15 protein-coding genes, 1 tRNA gene and 1 pseudogene are annotated in these 25,340 nt (G+C 57.2%); 12 read left to right on the top strand and 5 right to left on the bottom strand.

Annotated features, from left to right (window positions below; all coding sequences use genetic code 11):
• Positions 1–3: 3 nt before the first annotated feature.
• The 4 genes and pseudogenes from D2E25_RS10750 to D2E25_RS08045 form a co-directional block, all read right to left on the bottom strand.
• Positions 4–1,337 (bottom strand): annotated as a pseudogene (locus D2E25_RS10750) (amino acid permease).
• Positions 1,338–1,570: 233 nt separating this feature from the next.
• A complete protein-coding gene (locus D2E25_RS08055) occupies positions 1,571–2,707 on the bottom strand; it encodes an amidohydrolase family protein (protein ID WP_164514772.1) in 1,137 nt (378 codons plus the stop codon).
• Positions 2,708–2,709: 2 nt separating this feature from the next.
• Positions 2,710–4,119, bottom strand: coding sequence for an aspartate aminotransferase family protein (locus D2E25_RS08050; protein WP_125981640.1), 1,410 nt, complete (start codon positions 4,117–4,119; stop codon positions 2,710–2,712).
• A 33-nt stretch (positions 4,120–4,152) separates the two neighbouring features.
• Positions 4,153–5,460, bottom strand: coding sequence for a glutamine synthetase family protein (locus D2E25_RS08045; RefSeq protein ID WP_125981638.1), 1,308 nt, complete (start codon positions 5,458–5,460; stop codon positions 4,153–4,155).
• A gap of 213 nt (positions 5,461–5,673) precedes the next feature.
• Here D2E25_RS08045 and D2E25_RS08040 point away from each other — a divergent pair, with 213 nt between their 5' ends.
• The 9 genes from D2E25_RS08040 (at position 5,674) to D2E25_RS08000 (ending at position 15,836) form a co-directional block, all read left to right on the top strand.
• A complete protein-coding gene (locus D2E25_RS08040; protein WP_277599951.1) occupies positions 5,674–6,468 on the top strand; it encodes a class II glutamine amidotransferase in 795 nt (264 codons plus the stop codon).
• Between the two features lie 86 nt (positions 6,469–6,554).
• Positions 6,555–7,397: a MurR/RpiR family transcriptional regulator gene (locus D2E25_RS08035; protein ID WP_164514771.1), complete on the top strand. Its 843-nt coding sequence runs from the start codon at positions 6,555–6,557 to the stop codon at positions 7,395–7,397.
• 200 nt (positions 7,398–7,597) lie between these two features.
• Positions 7,598–9,766: a serine/threonine-protein kinase gene (locus tag D2E25_RS08030; protein WP_420897343.1), complete on the top strand. Its 2,169-nt coding sequence runs from the start codon at positions 7,598–7,600 to the stop codon at positions 9,764–9,766.
• Positions 9,767–9,883: 117 nt separating this feature from the next.
• Positions 9,884–10,867, top strand: a complete 984-nt coding sequence (locus tag D2E25_RS08025) for a DsbA family protein (RefSeq protein ID WP_125981630.1) — start codon at positions 9,884–9,886, stop codon at positions 10,865–10,867.
• A gap of 209 nt (positions 10,868–11,076) precedes the next feature.
• Positions 11,077–11,150, top strand: a tRNA-Thr gene (locus D2E25_RS08020).
• A 342-nt stretch (positions 11,151–11,492) separates the two neighbouring features.
• Complete coding sequence (locus tag D2E25_RS08015) at positions 11,493–13,172, top strand: aggregation-promoting factor C-terminal-like domain-containing protein (protein ID WP_478213045.1); 1,680 nt, start codon at positions 11,493–11,495, stop codon at positions 13,170–13,172.
• 89 nt (positions 13,173–13,261) lie between these two features.
• Entirely contained in the window at positions 13,262–14,254 is a 993-nt protein-coding gene (rsmA, locus tag D2E25_RS08010; RefSeq protein WP_125981626.1) for a 16S rRNA (adenine(1518)-N(6)/adenine(1519)-N(6))-dimethyltransferase RsmA, read from the top strand.
• Positions 14,251–15,174, top strand: coding sequence for a 4-(cytidine 5'-diphospho)-2-C-methyl-D-erythritol kinase (locus D2E25_RS08005; protein ID WP_125981624.1), 924 nt, complete (start codon positions 14,251–14,253; stop codon positions 15,172–15,174). The genes rsmA and D2E25_RS08005 overlap by 4 nt, the downstream gene beginning before the upstream one ends.
• Before the next feature lie 38 nt (positions 15,175–15,212).
• Positions 15,213–15,836 (top strand): LytR C-terminal domain-containing protein, encoded by a 624-nt coding sequence (locus tag D2E25_RS08000; protein WP_125981622.1) that lies wholly within the window; start codon positions 15,213–15,215, stop codon positions 15,834–15,836.
• Positions 15,837–16,163: 327 nt separating this feature from the next.
• On the opposite strand, the gene D2E25_RS07995 is transcribed toward D2E25_RS08000, so the two are convergent.
• Positions 16,164–17,579, bottom strand: coding sequence for a CCA tRNA nucleotidyltransferase (locus D2E25_RS07995; protein ID WP_164514782.1), 1,416 nt, complete (start codon positions 17,577–17,579; stop codon positions 16,164–16,166).
• Between the two features lie 100 nt (positions 17,580–17,679).
• On the opposite strand from D2E25_RS07995, the gene D2E25_RS07990 reads away from it, so the two are divergent.
• From D2E25_RS07990 to D2E25_RS07980, 3 genes are read left to right on the top strand one after another with little or no spacing between them, the layout of a single operon-like run.
• Positions 17,680–18,348 carry an NUDIX hydrolase gene (locus tag D2E25_RS07990; RefSeq protein WP_164514770.1) on the top strand — a complete coding sequence of 223 codons (669 nt, stop codon included), beginning with the start codon at positions 17,680–17,682 and terminating at the stop codon, positions 18,346–18,348.
• Positions 18,345–20,933, top strand: a complete 2,589-nt coding sequence (locus D2E25_RS07985; protein ID WP_125981618.1) for a DUF6049 family protein — start codon at positions 18,345–18,347, stop codon at positions 20,931–20,933. Before D2E25_RS07990 ends, D2E25_RS07985 begins: the two co-directional genes overlap by 4 nt.
• Entirely contained in the window at positions 20,930–25,306 is a 4,377-nt protein-coding gene (locus D2E25_RS07980) for a murein biosynthesis integral membrane protein MurJ (RefSeq protein WP_125981616.1), read from the top strand. The genes D2E25_RS07985 and D2E25_RS07980 overlap by 4 nt, the downstream gene beginning before the upstream one ends.
• The last annotated feature ends 34 nt before the right edge of the window (positions 25,307–25,340 follow it).

Here is a 25,340-nt window from a genome sequence, read left to right as displayed (position 1 = left end):
CAATCACTTAACGCTGTCCTGCAGCTCCTTAGCTTTGCTCTCAAATGACTTCTTGCCAATCGCGAAGTAGTACGCAGTAGCGATCAGCAGCCAGACCACGCCTGCAATCAGGGTGTTACGGCCGGATTCGCTGAACAGCTGGCCAACGTAGATAGCGGCGATCAGCACAACCGCGGCGATCTGCAGCGGGCGGCCGCCAGGCGCAGACCACTTGAGCTTGCCGTCGCGCTTGATAGCGATATCGCGCATCTTCGGCTGCGACAGGCAGATCATCAGCCAAGCGAACAGGAAGCCGAAGCCGGAGACGGATGCCAGCCAGGTGTACGCGAAGTCCTGGAAGAAGTAGTACAGCAGTGCGCCGATGAACAGCATCAGGCAGCTGATCAGAATCGCGTTCACCGGAGCCTTGGTCTTCTCGTTGGTCTTAGCGAACACCGCGGGGAAGAAGCCATCGCGGCTCATCGAGAACATCATGCGGCTGGTGGCGTAAATGCAGCGTCAATGCAGGACAGAGCGGCGATCAGCACCACGAAGTTCATGATGTTGGCAGCAACCGGGCCAGCGATGATGTTGGTAGCGTCGACGAACGGGCTGGAGGAGACGCCTGCCTTCTGCCACGGCAGGATGCACACGAGCACGAAGATGGACAGCACGAACAGCACGAGGATACGGATCAGCGTGGAGCGCAGAGCCTTCGGCAGATCGCGTTCCGGCTTCTCGGATTCCTCAGCAGCAGTACCAATGGATTCAGTGCCACCGAAGGAGAACATGACGATCATCATGGCGGTGATCACGCCGCCGATACCAGCAGGTGCAAAGCCGCCGTTCGAAGTCAGGTTGGAGAACGTCACGTTCTGCACAGGCGTGATGCCGAACAGCACCACACAACCACCGACGATGAACAGCACGAGCGCCACAACCTTGATCAGTGAAAGCCAGAACTCCAGCTCGCCGAAGAACTTCACGCCGATGAGGTTCACTACGGTCATCAATGCAGCTACCACCAGTGCGAACACCCAGACGGGCACCTGCGGGAACCACACGTTCAGGAAGGTACCGGCTGCAATACTTTCGGAAGCCGGGCCGATCAGGAAGGCCAGCCAGTAGGTCCAGCCAGTCAGGAAGCCAGGCAGCGGGCCAAGCGACATTTCAGCGTACTTCTGGAAGGAGCCTGCAACAGGCGTGCTAACTGCCATTTCGGTGAGCAGCACCATGACTAGGAAGGTGATCAGACCGCCGAGCAGGTAGGAGATGATGACGGCAGGGCCGGCCGTGTTAACTGTCGAGCCGGCGCCAAGGAAGAAGCCAGCGCCGATAACGCCGCCGACTGCCAGCATCGTAACGTGACGGCTTTTCAAGCTTTTCGACAGTTCTCCGCCGGAAGCGGTCTTCGTTTCAACTGTAGTATCCATCTCTCTTCTCCGATCTATGTGTGATGTGTGAGATGTGGATCAGCGTTGATTTCAAAATCGGTTGCTCTGCACAACGCCTACGGCTCAGGATGAAGGTTGTATATGTCTAATCTGTTACAGAAAAAGACAAAAAATGAAAAATATAAGATTTGTTACAGCTAGGACAGGCGGTACAAACGCTTCGCATTACCGGCAGCTACAAGGTCAGCAACACGAATCGCATCAGCAGGCAGCCAATCACCATCAGCCACCCACTGCTCAACAAGATCAGCAAACGCGCGACGGAACACCATCGCACCGAAGTAATGCTGCTCAGGCAAACCCCACGCATCCGAGGAGTACATCAATCGCGTAAACGGGCACAATTCCAACGCGCGACGCAATGCGTCTACCGCCTGCACGCCCATCAAATACGATGCCAAACCAACGTCCATGTACACGTTGTTAAAGTTCTGGCACAAGTACCCGCATTCGCGCTCAAACGGCCAGCAATGCAACAGCACCACCGGTGTACCAACGTTCTCGGCCGCTACCAGCAGATCACGCAAATCCAGCGGATTACTATGCCGGAAATCAATATCACGATCGCCCAATCCAACATGGAACTGAATCGGCTTATGGAACGCCATCGCTTCGTGGACAATAAAGCTCACAATCTGCGGATCCACTAGGCGCTCGCGACCATGCGCATCCAGCGCATCAACCGCTTGTTGCACCGCGGTATCGCTCGGTTTACGCCAGTCGATATCAAACCCGCAGCGATACGCGCAAATCGTCTTAAACCCAACGTTGTTCGCTGCCGCCTCGTGCAGCGCGCGACGGAACGCCTGTGGAAAATCATGCACGGCGCCCGCATCTTGCAACAGCTGTTCTGCAACCGTTTCCAAGCGCGTCAGCAAATGCACACGGCCCCCACAGCGGCGAGCAAACTCGTCACTGTCAATCAACTCCGTTGCAGCCCAACCAGGGTCGATAATCCAGTCGCCCACACCAGCAGCAGGCAGCAGCGTACGATCAGCGGTTTCCTCATCAACTCCAGCGCGCTGATCGTAATAATCTGCCACCGCGCAACGCTCACCGAACAACAATGGCGAACAGTACCGCACCAGCGCAAAACCAGCTTGACTATCAAACCGGCTCTGACCTGGGCCAAGTGGCTTAGCGCACTCGCACAGCAGCTCCTCAAACCGCGGCCGCGATGGCGTTTGAGCCAAACACGAGTGCACATGGTCGTCAACCAGCGGCATCTGCATAATGTGCTGGCGAACCTGCTGGCACACCTGCGAATCAGCCATTATCACCATCCTCCAAATCCGTGAATCTCATCATCGCTCACCGCGCCCGCGGTCACATCGACAATTGCCTGCACTACCAGCGCCAGAGCGCGCCGCAACGTCATCGCATCAATCGTCAACGCTGGCGTAATTTCCAACACATGGCCGCCAACGTAATACAACACCACGCCAAGTTGATTCGCGCGGAAGCACACTTTCTCAGCAAACCGTTCCGCCGCCGTGCGATCGCCCGGATGGTCAGGATCAGTAAGTTCGACCGCCATTGCCAAACCGCGGCCGCGAATATCTACCACATGCGCGCGCGTCTGCTCAGACTCGTCCGCGATCGCCTCCGCGAGAAACTCGCGCGACTCCTCGCCATCCGAAGCTGCTTTATCAGCCAGATCATCAACAGCAAGCACCTGCAAGAACGCGTTCGCAGCAGCCGCACATACTGGGTTGCCGCCCATCGTGAGCAGTGCTGAGCCGGGCGCGCAATCCAGAATCGACGCGGGGCCAATAATCGCTGAAATCGGCAGCCCCGAGCCGAGCGTTTTGCCGATCGTCACCACATCGGGGTGAATGCCTTCATGCTGGTATGCGTAAGTGGTTCCCGGGCGGCCAAGACCAACCTTGACCTCGTCGCAAATCATTGGCACGGTATATTCGCTGCACAGTTCGCGCAGACCTTGTAAGAAGCCATCTGGAGGCACGATCATGCCGCCGTCTGACAGAATAGCCTCCACAATCAGGCATGCAGCATCGCCAACTTCCAGTGCGACGCGCACTGCGGCAAGGCAGTAGTCACGCTCTTCGCTCGCAGTCGCGCCTGGCGTATGCGGGTGCACCGGATCGGGGTACGGCAGGAAGGTCACGCAGTCATCGCGGCGAGCGCCACCTTCCACTTGCACGCCGGACAAGCCCAGCGCTTCGCCAAAACCGCCATGATAGCTGTGTTCGAACGCCAGCACGCGCCGACCGCCGCCGTGCTGCACGCTGGCTTTGCGGCACAATCGCAGCGCGACATCGTTCGCGTCAGAGCCACTATGGCCGAAGTACACGCGGCGATCATCCACCACGCGGTCGTAGCCAGTCGAATCAGTGATAGCAAGCAGTGATTGCGCCAGTTTGAGGCACTGCGGGTTGATTACCGAGCCGATGCCCATGCCGGGGCAGTTGCGCAGCACTTCGTCAACAGCTTCGCGCACCAGCGGATGCGCATAGCCCAATCCCGCAGCCGTCCACGTTGCTGATAGGTCGATCAGCTCTTCGCCATCAGCGCTGGTGTACAGCGACCCGCGGCCGCCGACCACCGGGCGATTGAAGAAACGTACCTTTTCGGCAGCCGCAATAACGTTACTATCGCGGCGGATAAGCGACTCTGCCTCGCTCGGCGTATTGCAGCACTGCGCATTGTTGGTATCGCTTGGCATACCGCGCCTCCAATCCCGGTGATTACGCTCGAATTACCAGACGAAACGGAACTTACGAGCCAGCTCGTTCGGGTCCACGCTGCGATACGTGTTCGCCATCAGCTCGCGAATAGCCAGCTCTGCTTCCACCACGTCCTCGCCCAGCACTGTGCGCGCAAAATCAGACTTCGCAAATGCTTCGGTCACGGCGTCGTAGGTGCCCGGCAGCGCCTTCACACCACGCTCAGCGCGCTCCTCATCGGTAAGCAACGCCGGATCCACCGTCGTCTCCTTAGCCAACGACAGCTGGCGTTCAATACCGTCGAGCGCCGAGCCAAGGATGCATGTGATCGCGTAATACGGGTTCGCAGCCAAGTCGCCGCACTTGAGTTCCACGTTAGCGCCCAGCGGGTTGCCCTTAGTGGCAGCGCAGAATCGAATAGCAGCCTCACGGTTTTCCAAGCCCCAGCAGGCAGCAGCGCCAGACCAAGAATCTGGCGACAACCGCAACTGCGACACTGGAGAACCAGCGTAAATAGCGTTCAGTTCGCACACGTGCTCGTGAATACCGGCGATCGCGTGCGCGCCCTCTTCGCTTAAGCCGTACGCACCGTCACCGCCGGAGAAAATTGGCGAATCGTCAGCTGTGCGGGTCATTGAGAAGTGAATGTGACCACCGTTACCGGTCAGGTCAACGAACGGCTTTGGCGAGAAGCTCACCGAGCAGCCGAAATCGCGGGCGACACGCTTAATAATGAGCTTGGTAAGCACAGCCTGATCGGCAGCGCGCACCGGCGTAGTCGGCGCGGTAGAAGCCTCAAGCTGGCACTTATCGTATTCACAGTGCAGCTGTTCCAGCGGAATGCCAGACTCGGCGCACATGTCTTGCACCTTCATGAAGAAGGCTTCACGCTCGAGGAAGCTATCGGTGCCGTATGCGCTCCACTGAGTCTTGCGCAGTTGGGTCGAGTCGATATCGTCTTTAATCTCATCCGGCAGCAGGTAGAACTCGAATTCGAAGCCGAACAGCGCGTGGTATCCGCGAGCGGCAGCTTCGCGTTCGATCTGCTGCAGGCGCGAGCGCGGGCACAGTGGCGATACTTCGCCCTCCTGCGTGGTCAAATTGGTGGGAGCCCAGATGACGTGATCGTCGAGCGGGCGTTCCATATGCGGGTCGATGCGCAGTCGCAGGTCGCCTACTACACTGATTTTCGGCGTGAAGGCGATCTGGCTATCGGGGCAGAACACAGCCCACGTTGGAGAAGCGCCCATGCCCGAGCGGATGAACGTGGATTCGCGTGTGGTGGGGATGGTTTTCGAGCGGACGACACCGTCAAGCCCGACAAAGCTTCCGAGCATCATGCGGCGGTTGCTTGGCGCGGCTGCATTGGCGGGGGCGGGGTGCCAGAAGCCGCGTTATACGTGGGATAGATCACTGTTTCCATGTGACCAAACATAGACGCCCCTGTATGTCGTATTTGTTACAAAACGAATAATTTAATTACAAATTGTAATGTATATAATATTGGCAGATTTGTTCGAAATCGTTGGAAAATCAGGAAAAGAAGGTTTACCGTGTGCCGCCTACTCGCGATCATGTCAGACACCGCCATTACAGCACAGCAAGCGCTCGGCGACGAGCAGCTCGCCGAGTTTACCGCGCTCAGCGACTTTCACAATGATGGATGGGGAGCAGCCTGGACCGGCACAGACGGGCGCATCGAATCATGCTCCTCGATTATCGAAGCAGAAAAAGATCCACAATTCGAGCAGCTCACCCACCACAACGCGGCCACCGAACAGCTCATCCACCTGCGCTGGGCGAGCGAAGGCATGGCCACCGTCGCAGAAAACTCTCACCCCTTCGTGCGCGACGGCTACGCGTTCATGCACAACGGCAATATCGCAGCCCCGCAGCTCATCGACCCGATGCTCGACGATGAAGCACACGCTCTCGTGCGCGGTGGCACCGATTCAGAACGATTCTTCGCATACATTTTGCAGTGCTGCCGCCAGACCGGCGATACCGAAGCCGGCATTATCAAGGCTGTTGAGGATACCAAGAAGGCGTTCCCCCACCGCAGCCTCAACTCGCTCATCCTGCACGATGGCAAGGTGTATGTCATCAACGTGCACGCTGGCGCAGAATTTAACGTTGACGACGACCCCTACCGCCGCGAACACCTGCCGTGGCAGCACAACGAACAGCACTATCACGAGCTGGTTATGCGCCGCGACGCGCACACGATTATCGTGGCTTCTACCGGCATACAGAACGGCGACTACGAAACACTGCCTGAGGGGAGTATCTTTGTGCTCAGCCGGGAACAGGGTGTTCCCGCGATTCGCACACTCTGGGAAGGTCGATGAACCAAGAGCACCAAGAGGAACCCGCACATCCTACCCCCGTAACCGAGGCCGCATCCACTACACCCGCACCCCCTACAGTGCCGGTAGTGGATCGCATCAAAGATGCGTTTCCTGACCTTTCGCACGCCGAACGACTGGTCGCGCGATACCTGCTGTCAGACTATCCGACTGCCTGTTTAGGCCCTATCGCATCCATTGCTTCGGGCGCAGGCGTGTCTGCGCCGTCGGTAGTGCGTTTTGCAAAATCGATGGGATTCGCATCCTATATTGCATTCCGCGACGCAGTGCTCGCGGAAATCGCCGCAGACAGCAAAGGCCCGCTTGACCGCGCTCGCAATTTCGACGGCGATGAACACACTCCGCGCGTGCAAGAACAGTTGGAAATCCTCTTGTCGAAGGCGAGCCACGATTTAAGCCGCATACCGCTCGCCGAATGGGACAATGTGGCGAGCCTGCTGGCTGACTCCAGCAAGACGATTTACGTTGCAGGAGGCCGATTCAGCACTGCAGTCGCGCGTATTCTCGCGCTGAATCTGCAACTATTGCGCCCCAATGTGATTTTGCTGGACGATCTTGATCAGCGCGACAAAGGCTGCTTGCTCGACATGAATCGCAAGTCAGTGTTTTTTGTCTTCGATTTCTACCGATATCAGAAATCGGTAATTCGCGCAGCGCACGTCGCCAAGCAAAAAGGCGCGACCATCATTCTGATGTCGAACATCAACGAAGGCGACATCTCCCCGATCAAAAAAGACGCGTCCGTGGTGCTGCCCGTATCGACCACGAGCTTCTTGCCGCTCAACGGCCTATCCACTGCGGTCACGGTCATTGAGATTCTGCTCGGCGAGGTGTACACGAAAATCGGTCCCAAAGCTAGCACGCATTTGGCCGAATGGGAGCTGCTCACCGGCGACGAAACACTGCACTGACCGGGCCTAGGCATCCGAACCCCGGATCGCCCAAACTGTGACCGAGGCTACACCCCTTTCCGGGCATACTGCCGGTTTACCCCTTCAAACTGGCCGTATGCCCGGAAAGAGTGGCAGGATACCCGGGGAGGACGGCAGTACCCAAGAGATTGGGCGAGTTCGGAAGGCGTCTGACGGTGTTGCGCGCCAGCTTGGCTAGGATGGATGGCATGAGTAGCGCGTTGGAATTAAAGCCTGGCGATTTGGTAGGCGGCTATACATTGGTCTCCCGGTTGGGATCTGGGGCAATGGGATCAGTGTGGCGTGTGCGCGACGATGGCGGCACCGTGTATGCGATGAAGATCTTGCGCGATTCGCTCGCGGATGATCGCGCCAGCGCCGCAGCCAGCGCGGACCAGCTCACTGCTCGCGAGCGCCTGCGCCGTGAAGCAATGGCGTTGAAAAAAGTCAATCATCCGGGTGTGTGCTCCATTGTTGACATGGAGCTTGATGATTCGCTGGCGTTCATCGTTACTGAGCTGATCGAAGGCAAGAATCTGCGCGATGATGTGGCGATTAACGGCCGCTATGTTGGCGATGACTTGGAGCGCTTGGCTTCCAAGCTGATGGATGCTGTGCGCGCTGTGCATGCGGCTGGCATTGTGCACCGCGATATTAAGCCAACGAATGTGATGGTTTCTGCTTCCGGGCCGGTGCTTGTGGATTTTGGTATTGCGATGGGTGAGGGTGAAAGTCACGTTACGCGTACCGGTTTGGTGATGGGCACTCCTGGGTTTATTGCGCCTGAGATTATTGAGGGCTCGGAATCGGATGAGACTACTGACTGGTGGTCAGTTTCTTCAGTGTTGGCGTTTGCTGCGACGGGTAAGCCAGTGTTCGGTACGAAGCCGATGATGGCGGTGCTTGAGCGTGAGGCTTCCGGTAATGCGAATCTCAGTGGACTGCCGGCGCAGACGATGGCCGCGTTCCGTTCGGCGCTCGATCCGGACCGGCGTAAGCGGTGCACGCCTGAGCAGCTGCTGCATACGATTACCGTGGATGCGTTGAATCCGATTGCATGGCAGCAGGCCGCGGCAACGGTAGCTGCCGATGGATCGGATGTGATGCGCCCTTTTGACGGCCCTGATCTGCGTAATCCGCGCACGCTGTGGCGCGATGATACGCAGGTCATCGCGCAAACCGCGCAAACCTCGCATACCGCAGACGGTGTGCCTTCGCTGGATAGTACGGCTGCTATGCCGAATGCGCGGCCGGCATTGCAGCGCATTATCAGTCAGTCTGTGCCGCCGTTGCCACCAAACACACCGCCGCAGCCGCCAACAGAATCGTTGGATGTTGCGAGCACGATGCCGTTTAATTCAGCCGCGACAGCACCACTGTCGGTTGATCCGCCCACTATTCCAGTCAACGCGGCTTCTGGCGAACCTATTGCCAGCGAGAATATCCCTCGTACTGCAGCGTATCCGCAAGAACCAGCTGCCACGCAACCATTGCAGCCTGTGCCACCAGCTCCCGGCGAGGCCACCGAGGTGATCGCTGATATACCGCCGCAATTTGTCCCGCCAGCGAACGCAACGCCGGCAGACGGAACGATGGCGGCTGCAGCACCGTCCGCGGCTGCAGCACCCCTCTCCCCCACTGACGCCAAGCGCAGCGCGTATCTTCAGCGTGGCCGCGTGTTTACTGCCATGCTGGCGCTGCCAATCGCCGCCATGGCGATGAGTATGCCACTGATTGCAACCGTTATTGCCGGTGTTCTGTTTTGGCTGCTGCTCACGATTGGGTTTTCTGTAAACGCACAGTTGCAGCGTGAAGACAAGCATGGCGGCGAGCGCCGCGGCGGCGATACTGCGCTGCGCGTGGTGACGCTGCCGTGGCATGCGGTGAAAGCGATATTGCCGGCGATTAGCCGTGATCTGATCATGCTGGGAGTGCTGCTGGTTAGTGCCACATTGCTGACGTTGATACTCGCACTGCCGACGGTGAATATTCAATTCGAGCTGCTCGGCATCGCCGTGGTATTGCCGATTATCGCCGCAGCGCCGCTATCCATGTCCGGTTGTGCACTAGCCGCGTGCGCGGCTGCGGGGTGGCTGACTGCCGTATTCAGCGGCACATCATCATCGCTCTTGCGTATCGGAGCCGGCTCGCTCCTTGGAATCCGCGATCTGATTACACCCCCAGTTCCAAACGCACCAGTGCCGGTCGACGATAACGCCAGTGCCATCAAGACTGCACTACGTCATCCTTCGGCGCGTGAACTCGCGTTGTGGATCGCGCTAGCAGTAGTCACAGTGGCTGGCATTGTGGTTGCTGGCATGGGTGGCGGTATCGAATGGTGGCCGCTGCCAACGACCGTCACTGTGTGAACTCTTCGTGAACTGCTATAGCTGAGGGCGAATCCGGTGGTCAGCAAGCAGAAAATGAGCGTCGTCCACTAGTATGGTCGGGAGCGGAAGGCCGCGAAGGAACGAAAGGGACGAAACGTGGCACAGAACGACAAGCAGACTACAAAACGTAATACTCGCGCTCAGCGTCGCGCTGCCGAAGAGCAGGCGGCACGCGAGCGCGCCGAACAGGCCGCCAAGGAGCGCCGCCAGCAGACGATTATCGGTGGCATCGTGGTTGCCATTGTTATCATCCTGGTCGCTGTTGCTGGATTCGCAATCTATAACGCGTGGCATAAGAAGTCTGTGAACGCGTCGATTTCTGAGCAAGATGCGTACTCACAGCTGCAAGCGGTGAAGACGAAGCCTTCTGCTGCGGATGATAAGGGCGGTATTCTGCTCTCGAAGAATGGCTATGGTGCGGATAACAAGGTGGCTGATGCGCCGACTGTTGCCGTGTATATGGACCCGTTGTGCCCTGGCTGCGGTCAGTTGAACCGTGAGATTGATCCGACGCTGATTGCGTTGACTGATGCGGGACAGATCAATTTGGAACTGCATCCGATGTCATTTATGGATAGCTACTCCACTGATGAATATTCCAGCCGCGCATCGGGCGCAATTGCATACATTGCTAGCCATGATGATGATCCTGATCATCTGCTGAAGTTCATTTCTAACATTTACGCTGAAGATTTCCAGCCTGGCGAGGGCAGCGATTACAAGTCGGTGAGCGACGACCAGTTGAAGGAGCAGGCGATTTCGGCGGGCGTGCCGAAGAAGATTGCTGATGCTGCGTTTGGCCGTGAATATCAGGATTGGTTGGATGCGATCAACCTGTATACGCCGAAGCGCCCGGAGTTGTGGCAGGTATCTGGCACGAATAAGGGTGCGATGAGCACGCCGACCGTCACGATTAACGGCAAGTTCTGGGATCGCAATGAACTGTCGCTGGCCAAGATTGATTCGAAGACTGGCCTGCTGGAATCGATTGGCTTGACGGAAGATCAGGTCGGCAAGGAAGGCGAAATGCCGTCGATTGGCGCGAAGGGTAAGCCAATTTCGGTGACGACTGGCGAATAGTACGAATACGCCGGCGACCTGCCGTATTGACAGCGCATATGCCCTCGTTGCACAGGAATTCATGACTGTGCAACGAGGGCATACGTTTATCATGACTCGTGATATTCCACATTGCGACACTACGCGACACTACTGGAATTGACCGTTCGTGACCTGCTGGTAAGCTAGTCATTCGTTCAATGACCATGAAGTCTCGTACCTCATGGATTGCCTCCTTAGCTCAGATGGCCAGAGCGGCCGCCTTGTAAGCGGCAGGTCGTCGGTTCGATCCCGACAGGAGGCTCGCAACGTAGCACAAAGGCGTATTATGATAGTACGTAGTTGGGTTACGCATAACACTTACCTTGAGTAAGTCTCAGAAGCCTTCCCCCAACTTCAGGCTTCTGGTATATGGCAGAGCGTCCCCCAACCAGCTCTGCCGTTTCGGGGGCGGGACAATCCCCTTCTCTCCCGCCCCCGTTCTTCTTTTTTGAGCGATGATATGCGATTGAATCCCGTTGCAGCGTGAGCGTGAAGCGTCGCGTTTGCCGTGCATGAAATGTGGGGGATTGGGTGACTCTCGGCTTGCAACGCACCATCGCTCAAGCCAGTTGGTTACAATGCCAACCGTAGCGAATGGAAGGATATGCGTATGGCTCGGCGGTGGACACCCCAACGATTTGTAATGTTGCGGCGAATCCGCGTGGCCGCATGCGCCATAATCGTCACTGTTGCTTCGATGGCGACTTTCGGCGTGACCGCGCGCAAAACTGTAGCGCTTGACGTGAATGGCGAAACACAAACAGTGACAACGTATGCGATGAGTGCCACTCGACTGCTGCAAGAGCAGGGTATCGATGTGAAATCGCATGATCTGGTGCAATCTACCAGTGGCGACAAGCTCGCTAATCACGCAGTGGTCACGGTTCGCAGCGCTTATCAGACCACTATCAACATTGACGGCCAGCAGGTACCGTTCTGGACCACAGCCACCAGTGTTGATCAGCTGCTTGGTTTCTTTGAGGAGAACGAGAGCGCTGCTGCGAAAGTCACTGTGGATATTGACAACGTATACAACCAGCTCACTGGCGGACTAGTCATTAATCAGAATGGCCCGGTTACGGTTATCGCTGATGGTAAGACATCGGTTGCACCGAATGGCAAGCTGCCCGCCGCTTCGATTCTTGACTCCAAGGGCATTATCTTGGGCAAAGAGGATCGTGTAAGCGTTGAGAAGAACGGTGACGAGACGATTCTGCGCGTACAACGCGTCACGCATGGCCAAGAAACGCGCACAGTAACCGTACCGCATGGCACGCAGACCATTGTTGATGATTCACTGCAGCCCGGGCAGACAGTAATTCGTACGCAGGGCGAAGATGGCGAAAAGCAGCAGGCGTACAACGTCACGTATGTTGATGGCGCGGTGGAATCGGAAACACTGGTATCAGAAACGACTACGAAAATCGCGATCGATACGGTGATTGCTGTAGGGCCGGCAGCAAAGGAAGACACGTCCACGTCGAACGGGGATAACAGCTCGAAGAACGATACTGGTTCCGGTAGCGCAGGATCTTCCAACGGTTCAGCTTCGAACAATACCAACTCGAACGGGTCAAACTCCGGCAGCTCGAGCAATTCGGGGAATGCTGGAAACTCTAACGGTTCCAACAGCACTGATAAAGGAAACTCGAACTCCGGAAATTCTGGGGACTCGAGCAATTCGAATAACTCGAACAACAACAGTGCTACCAAGCCGGAATCGAATAATTCAAACAACTCCAATTCCGGCAACTCTGGCAATTCCAATAATTCCGGTAACTCCAACTCGAACAACAGCAATTCGGGCGCTAACAACTCAGGAAATACCGGAAACTCGGGGAACACTGGAAGCAACTCAAATAACTCAACGAATAACTCGGGTAACTCCAATAGTTCCAACAATTCCAACAATTCCGGCAGTAGCAATAGCGGATCATCGTCCGATTCTTCAACAGCCCAAGGCCGCTTGTGGCATGCGACCGTAGCCCAAGCGCAAGCCTACGCGGCTGGAGCGGCTGCACAGCGCGGCTGGACCGGTCAGAATTGGACTGATCTTGTCAAACTGTGGAATCGTGAATCCGGCTGGCTGTGGTATGCGGAAAACAAAAGCTCCGGCGCGTACGGCATCCCGCAGTCACTACCAGCAAGCAAAATGGCCGCGTTTGGCGCAAACTACCGTGATGACGCCGCCGTGCAAATCGACTGGGGCCTGAGCTATATCGCGCAAGCGTACGGAAGCCCCTCCAAAGCATGGGCGCATTCGGAGCAGTACAACTGGTACTAAACACTAGTAAGCAACGCCACCAAGCGCACAGCGGCCACACCATAAGCATTCATAAGCATTATCGACAGCGACACTGATAGCGAGCACTCATGTCTGACATCGACTCCCCCACCATCGAATCCGCAGCGGGCAACGCAGCAAACAGCACTGCGAGCAACACCACTGCGGCCGACTCCCCCACCGGCCGCTTGCTCGGCGCCGCCGATATTCGCCGTATCGCTGCGGACGCTGGCATCAGCCCGACCAAGAAATTCGGTCAGAATTTCGTGATCGACCCGGGTACAGTACGCCGTATTGTGCGCGAAGCTGACGTTACTGCCGATACGCACGTGCTGGAAGTTGGCCCCGGCTTGGGTTCGCTGACGCTGGCAATTCTTGAAACCGGCGCGCGCATGACCGCTGTGGAAATCGATCCGCCGGTTGCTGAGCGTTTGCCGCGCACTATTACTGAATTTATGCCGCAAGCAGTCAGCCGCTTCGCTGTTGTCAATCGCGATGCGCTGACCGTGACGCCTGGCAATCTGCCAGATTTTAACGACGACGCGTCATTCACGCTCGTCGCCAACCTGCCATACAACGTGGCGACGCCAATTATTCTCACCTTGCTGGAACGCTTTGCGAACCTTGATTCGTTCGTGGTTATGGTGCAAAAAGAGGTTGCCGACCGTCTTGCTGCTAAGCCTGGCTCCAAAATTTACGGCACTCCCAGCGTGAAACTTGCCTGGTATGGCACTGCTGAGCGCGCTGGTACGATCGGCCGCAATGTGTTTTGGCCGGCTCCGAATGTTGATTCTGCGCTGGTACGATTCACGCGCACGCGCAAGCCGTCAGCGGATGCTGCCAAGGCTGCTGCCGAAGAGTCACTGCGCGTTACCACGTTCCGTCTGATTGACGCCGCGTTCGGCCAGCGCCGCAAGACCCTGCACGCGGCCCTCAAGCATGAAGTGCCCGCTAGCGTGTTTGACAACGCTGGCATTGATGCAACGCGACGCGGAGAGACGCTCACGATTGATGAGTTCACTGCGCTCGCCCGCGCGCTGGAAGCTCAGAAGGCGGCGAATACTGCGGAGGCGACGGCATGAGCGAAGACGTGCCGCATACCACGATCACCGTCAGCGTTCCTGCAAAAACGAATCTGACGCTGCACGTTGGCGCACCGCGCGCACAGTGGAGCGGCCGGCATGAACTCGACACGATTTACTGTGCGATTAGCGTGCGCGATACCGTCACCGCTACGCGTAAACGCCCCGGCTCAGGTTTTTCGCTGGCGATTGATGGCGATCATCTTGGCGATCTTGCATCCAGTGATCTACGCCGCAATCATGCTGTGCTGGCTCTGTTCGCGCTCGCGCAAGCTGCCGAGCGCGAACCGGATGTAGCGCTGCATGTTGAGAAAACGATTCCGGTAGGCGCAGGGCTTGCGGGAGGCTCAGCGGATGCTGCTGCAACATTGCTTGCGCTCAATACGCTGTGGGATTTGCATTGGCCGATTGCTCGACTGCAAGAGGTTGCGGCAACGCTTGGCGCTGACATGCCGTTTTGTTTGACGGGCGGTTTTGCGCGCGGCACTGGCTTTGGCGAGCGCATTGAGCATTTAGATGAGGACTGCGAGACGGTACGCGCATTGCGCGATCGTGGCTATGCAGGCAACGTGTTGGTGGGCGCTTACAACGCGCAGTTGAGTACGCCTGACGTGTATCGCATGTTTGACCAGATCGGCGCAGGTGCTGGCGATGATAATCATCTCCAGGCGGCGGCGATTCGCCTTCATCCGCGCAGTGGTGAGGCGATCGAGGCGGCAATCCAAGCGGGTGCACGCCATGCGTTTGTCTCTGGATCGGGACCGTCAGTGATCGCATTTACGCCCACTGCAGCGATTGCGCAAGCGGTGGCACAGGCATGGGAGCGAGCGCGTCTTGTTGATCGCGTCATCGCAGCGCACGCTCCCGCATACCCGCACATCACGTCAGCAGTTTCTACGTCGTATAGCGTCAGACAGTAACGCTAATCTGGGAACAATTGCACAGAAAAGGACGGATCATGACCCAACCCCATGACGAGCGTATTGAACGCAAGCGGTACATCCGCCAACGCCAGCGGATCGTGTTCACTATCACGGGCGCGGCGCTTGCTGTTGTATTTCTTGTGTCATCTCTGTTCTTCTTCCACGTGGGCGGTTTGGGCGTGGTGGCTACGGCTGCGGTAAAGCCGAATTATGGCGTGAAAGTGCCGTGCTCGGTGAAAGATGCTGAAGGCAAGCAGCAGAAGTATATGGGCTACACGAACATCAAGGTGCGTGTGCGCAACGCGACGAAGTTCTCGGGACTTGCGAACGCAGTGGCTCAAGCGTTGCAGAAGCGTCAGTTCTCCGTGGTGGGATATGACACGAATCAGACTGAGCTGACGCGCACGACGATTTACTTCGGCGTGAATGCGATCAATGAAGCGTATACGCTGAACTCCAATTTCACCGACGCGGTAATGGTGATGGATGATCGTTCCGACAAGCTGGTGGACGTGGTGCTTGGCGCAACTTTCAACGATTTGCGCGACAAAGACGATGTGCCCAGCGCTGACGAAACTATCCAAGATTTTGAAGGTTGCGTTGCCGCCGACAAGATGACGAATCTGCCCAAGGCTGCGGGGCACGCGGAGTTTAACTAACCCGCATGTGACCTAGCGAATACAACAATCGCATCGCACATTTCGCGCGATGCGATTTTTTTATTGGCCACATTGATTGTGGTGGACGCTCCCTCAGTCAGCCTACGGCTGACAGCGTCCTGCAACTGCGGACTCGCTTCGCGAGCGTTATTGCTGGCTCGCCTATCGGCGAGCACAACGCCTAAAAACAGCCCACCGGGCTGTTTTCTACACGGCGTTGTCCTAACCGAGGGAGCCGAGGCTACCGCGTCCACACTAACGTGCACCACATACTTGGCTCCCTCGGCTTAGAGATCTGGCGCGCGAAGCGCGGGTACCACCTATTGCTTACTGCTGCTCGGCGTACCAGCGGTTTAGCTCAGCAACCGCTACATCATGCTCAACCGGGCCATTATCAAGGCGGTATTCAAGCATATGCTTATACGCTTTGCCGACCATCGGGCCAGGTTCAAGACCCAGCAATGCCATAATCTCGTTACCGTCAAGGTCAGGGCGAATCGCGTCGAAGTCCTCTTTTTCTTTGAGGTCGCGCACGCGCTGCTCCATCTCGTCCATCGCGGAAGAGAACACCATCGCCTTGCGCTTGTTTTGCGTGGTCGCGTCAGCGCGCGTAAGGCGGTTTAGACGCTCATACAGCGGGCCTGCGTCCTTGACGTAGCGTCGCACCGCAGAATCGGTCCACGGCTCGTCTACGTACCCGTGGAAGCGCAAATGCAGGTTCACCAGCTCGCTGACATCCTCAATAAGATGATGGTCGAAGCGCAGCGCCTTGAGTCGCTTACGCGTCATTTTCGCGCCGACTGCATCGTGATGATGGAAGCTCACCTTGCCACCCGGCTCGAATCGACGAGTCTTTGGCTTGCCGATATCGTGCATCAGCGCAGCCAATCGCAGCGTCAAGTCCGGGCGCGGCACGGGGCCGTCATCGCCAGTTTCCAATGCGACTGCGCGGTCGAGCACGATCATCGTATGCTCAAACACGTCCTTATGACGGTGATACTCATCAATTTCAAGCTGCAGTGCGGGAATCTCCGGGAACACAATGTCTGCAAGCCCGGATTCCACCAGTGCTTCGATGCCAGCGCGCGGGCGATCCGACAGCAGCAGCTTGGTTAATTCGTCGCGTACGCGCTCAGCGGAAACAATTTCAATGCGATCGGTCATGTCACTGATTGCCGCCGCCGTATCGGGCGCAATCGTAAAGCCAAGCTGCGCAACAAAACGCACTGCGCGCATCATGCGCAGTGGATCATCATCAAACGACTGGTAAGGATCCACCGGCGTACGCAATATGCCTTTAGCCAAATCGTTCGCACCGTTAAACGGATCCACAAACTCGAGCTGCGGCACGCGCAGCGCCATCGCATTCACGGTGAAATCACGGCGCGACAGATCACCTTCCAGCGAATCACCGTAGCTGACTTCAGGCTTACGCGAATCAGGATCATACGTATCCGAACGATAGGTTGTTACCTCAACCTGCACTTCAGTACCATCCGCGCGCCGGCGCATTGCACCCAGCGTGCCGAACTTACGGCCCATATCCCAAAAACCATCACGCCCCCAGTGGCGCAGAATCGGCTCAAACTCTTCAGGACGCGCCGAAGTGCAGAAATCAAGGTCGTGCGAACGCCGGTGCAACAGCAGGTCACGCACCGGCCCGCCGACCAGTGCGAGTTCGTATCCCCGTTCGGCGAACAGACGTCCCAGCTCAATGGCTTCAGGCCACACTTCGAAATTCACACGAGCCCTTTCCATAAAATCTCACTAATAATGCCATTTTCATGCGTATTCAAGCATACCGTTACCCCACCTGCACAGAGGGTTGAGTAAGGTGGGAGACATGATTACGCCCGCAGACCTCGCGCGCATGCTTGCGCATGCTGCGGACGACCATGCCCAAAATCCGCTGGCGCCCGACAAGCTGTTGTATACGTCTCAGGCTCCACGCCCGGCAAAATCGGCGAAAAAACAACGTAAAGTTGTGCCGATCGACCCTTCCGCGCCCACTCCCGCAATGATGCCACCTCGGCGAGCGAACGATGGTCCGACAACGTTCGCGTCACTCGATGCGCAAGAACTGCCAGTAGTGCGCGAATATTCCGCTGGCGGACTGGTGTTCGACGAACAGGGCCGCGTGGCGATTATCGCGCGTCATTCGCGCAACGGACACTTGGAATGGTGCTTGCCTAAGGGGCATATTGAAAAAGGTGAAACGCCGCAGCAGACTGCTGTGCGCGAAGTGCACGAGGAAACCGGCATTCTCGGTGAAGTGGTTGAGTCGATTGCCACGATCGACTACTGGTTTACGGGAACAAGCCAGCGCGTGCATAAGCTCGTTCACCATTTCGCATTGCGTCAGATTGGCGGCGAGCTAACCGTTGACGGCGATCCTGACCATGAGGCAGAGGACGCGATCTGGGTGAATTTCGATGACTTGGATGACGTTCTCAGCTATCCTAATGAACGCAAGATCGCTTGGCTCTACGCAAGGAAATTGAAGCAGGGATGACCTCGAGAAAATCCTGGCACGCTCCCGGCGTGCATACCGTGCACCATGCGCATATGTTGTGCTCGTCGCCTCTGTGGCGTGTTGTTGTCGCTATTCTCGCCGCAGTCGCCTGCATGGCGAGCTTGGCGTGCGCTGGCGTTGTTGCGCCGGCCGCTATCGCAGCTGGCAATTCCAACAACACTAGCGGTTCGACAGTGAGCGCTGTGGATGATGACGATGCTGCGAGTACGTCGACCGTTGCTGACAAGCACACTGGTGTGACGATGTCGATTGCGCAGTCAACGGCGGTAGTCACGGCTACTTCCGGCTATCACTTGAGCGCCACGATCGTCAACAATACGGAGACTACGCGCGCTGCGGGTACGCTTACGGTGGCCTATAATCCCACGCATATTTTTGTATCGCGCGCTGATATGCAGCATTGGGCGCAGGGCGATGTTGCGATTCCTACTAAAACCGTGCTTGGGCAGGTTGATGTTCCGCAAATTCCAGCCGGCGGTAAGGTGACGGTGAGTGTGGATGCGGCTGCGGATAGTGCGGCGTTGAAAGCAATTGTGGTGTGGGGGCCGAAGCCGCTGCAGGTTACGTATGGGCCGCGAATTCCTAATGCGAACGATTCCAGCGCAAGCACAGCGCATGACACTGATGCTGCCGATGTAGAGCCAATCCAGTTGCATAGTTTTTTGACGCGCTCCACTGATGGACTGTCGAATGCGGCAACGCCGGCGATGAACATCACGATGGTAACGCCAATGACAAGCACGACTTGGCAGACTAACACTGACGCTATCGACGCTCTCGTATCGCAAAGCGACAACTCGAGTACGTCAAGCTCATCGAAATCGTCTGGCAAATCGTCTAGTAAATCCTCCAACAACACCAGTGGCAGCACTGGTAGTACCACTGGCGAGAATAAAGCCGACACGAACAACACGAATACTGACTCGGATAACGCTGCTGACGCCAATAGTTCAGCTACTCACTCAGCGAACAATAATGATTCGGCTAGCACATCATCTGAAGGCTCAGCAAACAGCGAATCTGCTGGCAGTCAGCAAAACCAGCAATCGCAAAACTCTGCGAACGATTCCGCACAGTCCCAGTCGCAGTCACAGTCCCAGTCCCAGTCGCAGTCGCAGCAATCCCAGCCGAACACCGCACCATCGTCGTCCGGCGTAGCCACGCCGAAGAAAAACGGCACACTCACGCAGCTGCAGCAGGTCATCGCCAAGCACGCGAGCCTGCAAGTCGTCGCCGATCCAGCGCTTGCGCTCGCTACCGGCCAGTCCACGCGCGTCAACGCAGTCATGCAGCCAGCAGGATTCGATATCACCGCATACGCTGCCAAAAACGACGCCAGCAGCTATGAGAACGCAGGCGTGAACACCGCCGATTGGAGCGCGCAATCCGCGCTCAACGGCATTACCAGCACTGGCACAACCATCGCATGGCAAGGCAACGGGGACTGGACACTGCAAGCCCTCGCGGCCGCCAAACAGCAGGGGTACGGCATGGTGATCGCCGCGCACGATTTCGATTCGAGCGCTACCGCCACCGTGCACACCGGCAAATACGTAGTGCCCACCGATGCAGGCGAAGTCACCGTGCTCGCCGAACAGCAAGAACTCGGCAAGCTCGCCAAGGGCAAAGCCACCAGCAGCAACGCCGACAGCGAGCAGAGTGCTGCCGGGCGTATTGCGCGTTTTGTGGCGCAAAGCGCGTTCTATCAAATGGAGCAGCCATACACCACGCGTAACCTGCTGGTTTGCTTTGGTGAGAACACCTCCCCCGCAGTGATTGACACGCTGATGACCGCGCTCGAACAGTCGTCTTGGCTGCAGCTGACCAGTCTGGACCAGCTTGCCAACGCAGAGTCGTATCAGACCGGTGATACTGCGCTCAAAACTGTGCCGCAGAGCAGCAAACTCAGCGCCAAGCGGTCGCAAACGCTGAACAGTACGCTGCATGATCTGACTGCCAGCCGCAAAGATATCGATCGATTTGCTTCCTCCGTGCTTACGGAAGCGAGCGCAAGCACCAAGGCTGCCAAGCGGTGGATGAGCCGCGTGCGAGCCGCGCACACCACGCTCGCACTGCACGCGCTGTCACAGCAAGCCGGCAATGAGGAACGCGAAGGGCTGATTCAAGGCGCTACGAGCCTGGGCTCAGGCATGCTTGCCGGCGTGCGCATCACGCCTACCGAGTCGATTAGCGTGGTCAGCGAAACTGCGAAAATGCCGGTGACTATTAGTAACGATCACCCGTACCCCGTGCACGTCAAAGTATCGTCGCTCACTGATTCGATGGAAATCGTCACCTCACGTTTCACCGAGGCTGATGTTCCCGCGCATGGCGAAACGCAGGTCACCTTCACGATTCGTGTTGCCACTTCAGGACGCACAACTGCGCATATCAACTTGTTAGATCGCAACGACAAGGCGTTCGGCGTTACGCAAGACACGTCGATTACGAGCGTGCTGCGCATCAGTGATATGAGCGGGTTCCTTATGATAGGCTTCTCCCTGCTTCTCGGCGTACTTGGATTGTGGCGCCAATTCCATCGAAAGAAGGACCCTGACGAATGAGCACTACGGTAGGTCGCAACTCGCTGATCATGGCCTGCGGAACGGCCGCCTCTCGTGTAACCGGTCAGATCCGCACGATTTTCTTGGTTGGCGCGCTGGGCACCACCGGCATCGCGGCCAACGCGTATCAGGCTGGCGCACAGATTCCTCAGGTCATTTTTAATCTGCTGTCTACTGGCATTTTTAACGCGGTGCTTGTGCCGCAGATCGTGCGCACGCTGAAAGAAGATGACGCTGAAGATCGTCTGAACAAGCTCATCACGCTCTCCGGCGTGCTGCTGCTGGCGATCACGCTGCTGATGATGGCTGGCACACCGCTGCTGACCGCACTGTATCTGGACTCGAGCTGGAACCCAGCACAGCGCGCGCTCGCGAACGCGTTCACGCTGTGGTGCATGCCGCAGATTCTCTTCTACGGCTTATACACCGTGCTCGGGCAGATTCTGGCGGCAAAAGGCCGGTTTGCCACGTACGCGTGGAGTTCGGTGGGTGCGAACGTAGTCAGCTGCATTGGTTTTGGCGCGTTTATTGCACTGTTTGGTAATGCTGGCCGCCAGCCGATGGAGTTTTGGACGCCTGACAAGGTGGCGCTTACCGCTGGCGCGTGGACTGCTGGCGTTGCCTTCCAAGCGCTGATTTTGTTCGTGCCACTGTTCCGACTTGGCTTGCGGTATCGACCACGTTGGGGCGTGCATGGCTTGGGATTGCGCTCGATGGGCCAGGTGGCTGTGTGGAGCATGGCGATGGTGGTGCTCAACCAGTTCATGGGTATCGTCAACTCGCGTGTGAACACGGGCGCGCCAACTGCGGGTGGCGACTTGTATGGCATTGCGGGTAACGCGAGCTACCAGTACGCGTACACGATTTATATTCTGCCGTATTCGATTATTGCTGTTTCGATTACGACGGCAGTGTTCCCGCGCTTGTCGCGCGCAATTAGCGAACAGCGGATTGCCGATGCGCGCGCTGATTTGAGCTCTTCGCTGCGCACTACTGGTTTGGCGATGATCTTCTTTACTGCGGCGATGGTGGCTATGCCGGTGCCGCTGGTCAAAGCGCTGATTCCTTCCGCGACGCTGCATGGCGCTGTGTTGATCTCTGGGCCGCTTATCGGCCTCATGGTTGGCTTGGTGCCTACGAGCGCGTTCTTGCTGGTACAGCGCTCGTTTTACGCGTATGAGGATGGTAAGAGCCCGTTCCTGTTCTCTGCGGTTGATAACGCGGTGCAGTTGACGCTGCTGCTGGTGGCATTGCGACTTACTCAGCCAAAAGACTGGGTGCTGATGGTTGCACTGTCGCTGAGTTTGTCGTATGTGATTACATTCCCATGGGTGTTCTGGTTGCTACGGCGTCGATTTGGCGGACGGCTTGATGGCCGACGGATTGTGACGATGCACGTGAAGGCAGCTATTGCTGGCGTGTGCGCAGGCGCCTGCGGACTGCTGTTTAACCCACTAGTGACGCATATGGTGGGCGCCAGCGTAGATGGTGGGCGCGGGCATATGAATTGGGCTCAGTCCATTGTGATTTGCGCGGTGTTGACGATTATTGTGGCCGCCGTGTATGCGGCACTGTTGTGGATGCTGCGCGTCAGTGAGTTTACGGATCTCGTGGATTCGGTAATGCACCGCGTACGGCGTAGAGGTGCTAGCAGCGCGAACGCTGCTGGTACTGATGGTGGCGCGAGTACTGATGGCACTGCTGACGGCGGCGCTGGTGGCGCTGACGGTGGCGCTGACGGTGGCGACAACGGTGGCGACAACGGTGGCGATGGTCCTGCACCTGCGGCGGGTACCACTGGCACGGTCGCGCCGGCTGATGCTGCGCCATCCACCGATGACAACGCTAGCAATAGTGACAACGCTGCCAGCGATGACAACGGTACCGATAGCCCCGCTACAGGCACTGTAGACGAGCCATCTATGTTAGCGCAAACACCCACGGATGGTGCGGCGTCGGAGCTTGCTGATCATGCGCAAGCGCTCCCCCTTCGCACGACCATCCCCACCACTACAATGTCAGCCATGCCGCAGCCAATTCATCACAGGTCTGCGCCGCGTACAAACAGAGGAACCATGAAGCCGCAACTGGGAGATACCGTCGTCGGACGCTACACGCTGGTGTCGTCGCTGCGCGAGGAAACTGGCCTCAGCGCTTGGATCGTCACCGATCGTATGCTGGCACAAGATTGCCAGATGTTTATTATCAACGACGAATCGATTCTGCCGCAGGTCAACGCGGCTGCTTCCGCACTCGTGCTCGCTAACAGTCGGTATTGCACGCGCGTGCTCCAATTGCAGCATGTTGGCGATATTGCACTGGTGATTACCGAAGAGGATGCTGGCCTATCGCTCACCGAGTATATGACTGGCGAATCGGGCAAATTCTTAAGCTTTGAGGCTATTCGCTCGGTGCTATGCCAGACTACTGAGGCAGTGCAAGAGCTGCTTGATACGAATCTGTTGCACACTGCATTGAGCACGGATACGATTCGTGTCAGCATTGATGGCATTCAGCTTGCTGATACGCCGATTGTTTCCGCACTGGTTGACGTGTGCAATAGTGCGCGCACGGAAAACACGTCGTATGAGGAGCATGTGATTCGCCAGCTGTCTGCTGTTTTGTACGCGCTGCTCACGCACACGCCATCCTCGCCTGATATGACGTTTGATTTGGCGAAACTGCCGGCTGATACGCCACCGGAGTTTTTGGTGATTTGCAAGCGTGGCCTTGGCTTGCAGGATACTGATGGAAATACCGCTGTACCCATGGTGTCGCTGGCAGAGTTCAGTGCGTTGTTGGGCTCGTGGATTCCGTTTAATAAGCTGCAAGAGCATGACATTGCGCTGCCGGCTGTTGCCGGTACTGCGTCCATTGTTGATGCGCGCATGAATGATTTGAGCGGCGACGATATTGTTGAGCTGCCTGACGATTTTGCAGTATCGCAAAAGCTGCCTGATTTGGCGATTTCTGCTGCGGGCCGTACTGCTGGCGCGGAAGCGCGCTTTGAGCAGGAGCAGCGTCGCTTGCAGGAAGCGTTTATTGGCCAATTGCCGGGCGATGTACCGTCTGAGCTGCCTGTGATTGACAAGTTTGAGCAGCCGCTACCGCTGCCCGAACCGGATACTGCCGCTCCGAACAGTACGCTGGCTGCGTTGCAGTCCAAGGTGGGGCACATTGTGTCGTTTTGGCATAAGGATGGCGAGCCGGCTGAGGATAATTCTGCTGAGCAGACCATGTTTGAAGTTGCTGATGATGCGCTGCCAATCACTACGCCACCGTCGCAACCGATGTCATTCCCGCCTACCAGCGCCCCGCAAGCGCGACCAACTGAAGCAGAGTTGGCTGGAGCTGCCCCGGCTGCAAACGGTCAAACGGTACCGGCAGCTGGCGCGCCGTATGCGGGTGGCCCGTCTGGCTATGAGACGATGCTGATTCCGCCGGCGACCGATGCGGGTGTTGCTTCTGCCGCTCCGGAGGGGGCTGATGTGCTGGCTGAAATGCCAGTGGATTCGCCGTTTGGTGCGGTGAGCGCTGACGGTTCTGGCACTGCGAGCGAGCCGCTGCGTCGCGGTTTTTCGAATGTTGTAGCTGGTAGTACTGGTGAGGTGCCGCAGGTTGGTACTGCAGGAGTACCTGGAGCGGCTGCTGGTAGCGCTATGGTCGGTGCGGTAATGCCGCCGAGTATTCCGCCCGCATATCCGCCGTCGTCGGTACCGGCTCGTGGATCGGCTGCGAGCGCGCATGCTACGCATTCGCCGGCTGCGCTGGAAGCGTTTGCGGCGCATACGGATGCTGCTACTGAAGCGGCCGCTCACGGTGCTCCGCTGCCGAACGCTGCTGGAACGCAGGCGCCGGTGCGCGTTCCGGTGAGTCGTAGTCGTATGACTGCGCCGATTCAGCGCGCGGATATTGCGGCCATGAACGCGAATATCGACGCTGTGAATGCGCTGGATTCTACGACGGCGATGTCGCTGCCTGGTATGACTGGTACGCCGATTGAGCCGTTGCCGCCGACGATGCCGCCAAGTTTTGCGCCTACGCAGGTTCATCAGCATGCTGCTGAAATGGATGATGAAGCGCATCTGCCAGATAAGCCATTGTGGAATAGTTTGCCGGTGAGGATTACGGTTATTCTTATCGCCCTTGTGGTGATGGTTGGACTTTTTGTTTTGGCGTATTTCAGCTTGAATAACAGTTCCGATAACGGTAATTCGTTGAAGGATGAACAGTACAACAAGTCTGATTTGAATAATGTCCCGTTTGGTGACAGTGATTCGAATTCCAAGAGTTCGAAGTCTGCTGCTCTATCCCCCACTGATATCGGTGTGGATAACAACAACCCCGATATCATCACGGTGCGCGTACTGTAAACGCGGACTGTACAACAGCCATACGAATGGCAGT

The organism is Bifidobacterium goeldii (assembly GCF_003951095.1).
Classification (GTDB): domain Bacteria; phylum Actinomycetota; class Actinomycetes; order Actinomycetales; family Bifidobacteriaceae; genus Bifidobacterium; species Bifidobacterium goeldii.
This window is presented reverse-complemented; position numbering and strand designations above follow the sequence as displayed.

Excerpts from the sequence above, each read along its gene's own strand:
- D2E25_RS08055 (WP_164514772.1), bottom strand. The coding sequence starts at position 2,707 with ATGGCTGATTCGCAGGTGTGCCAGCAGGTTCGCCAGCACATTATGCAG.
- D2E25_RS08050 (WP_125981640.1), bottom strand. The coding sequence starts at position 4,119 with ATGCCAAGCGATACCAACAATGCGCAGTGCTGCAATACGCCGAGCGAG.
- D2E25_RS08045 (WP_125981638.1), bottom strand. The coding sequence starts at position 5,460 with ATGATGCTCGGAAGCTTTGTCGGGCTTGACGGTGTCGTCCGCTCGAAA.
- D2E25_RS08030 (WP_420897343.1), top strand. The coding sequence starts at position 7,598 with ATGGATGGCATGAGTAGCGCGTTGGAATTAAAGCCTGGCGATTTGGTA.
- D2E25_RS08015 (WP_478213045.1), top strand. The coding sequence starts at position 11,493 with ATGCGTATGGCTCGGCGGTGGACACCCCAACGATTTGTAATGTTGCGG.
- rsmA (WP_125981626.1), top strand. The coding sequence starts at position 13,262 with ATGTCTGACATCGACTCCCCCACCATCGAATCCGCAGCGGGCAACGCA.
- D2E25_RS08005 (WP_125981624.1), top strand. The coding sequence starts at position 14,251 with ATGAGCGAAGACGTGCCGCATACCACGATCACCGTCAGCGTTCCTGCA.
- D2E25_RS08000 (WP_125981622.1), top strand. The coding sequence starts at position 15,213 with ATGACCCAACCCCATGACGAGCGTATTGAACGCAAGCGGTACATCCGC.
- D2E25_RS07990 (WP_164514770.1), top strand. The coding sequence starts at position 17,680 with ATGATTACGCCCGCAGACCTCGCGCGCATGCTTGCGCATGCTGCGGAC.
- D2E25_RS07985 (WP_125981618.1), top strand. The coding sequence starts at position 18,345 with ATGACCTCGAGAAAATCCTGGCACGCTCCCGGCGTGCATACCGTGCAC.
- D2E25_RS07980 (WP_125981616.1), top strand. The coding sequence starts at position 20,930 with ATGAGCACTACGGTAGGTCGCAACTCGCTGATCATGGCCTGCGGAACG.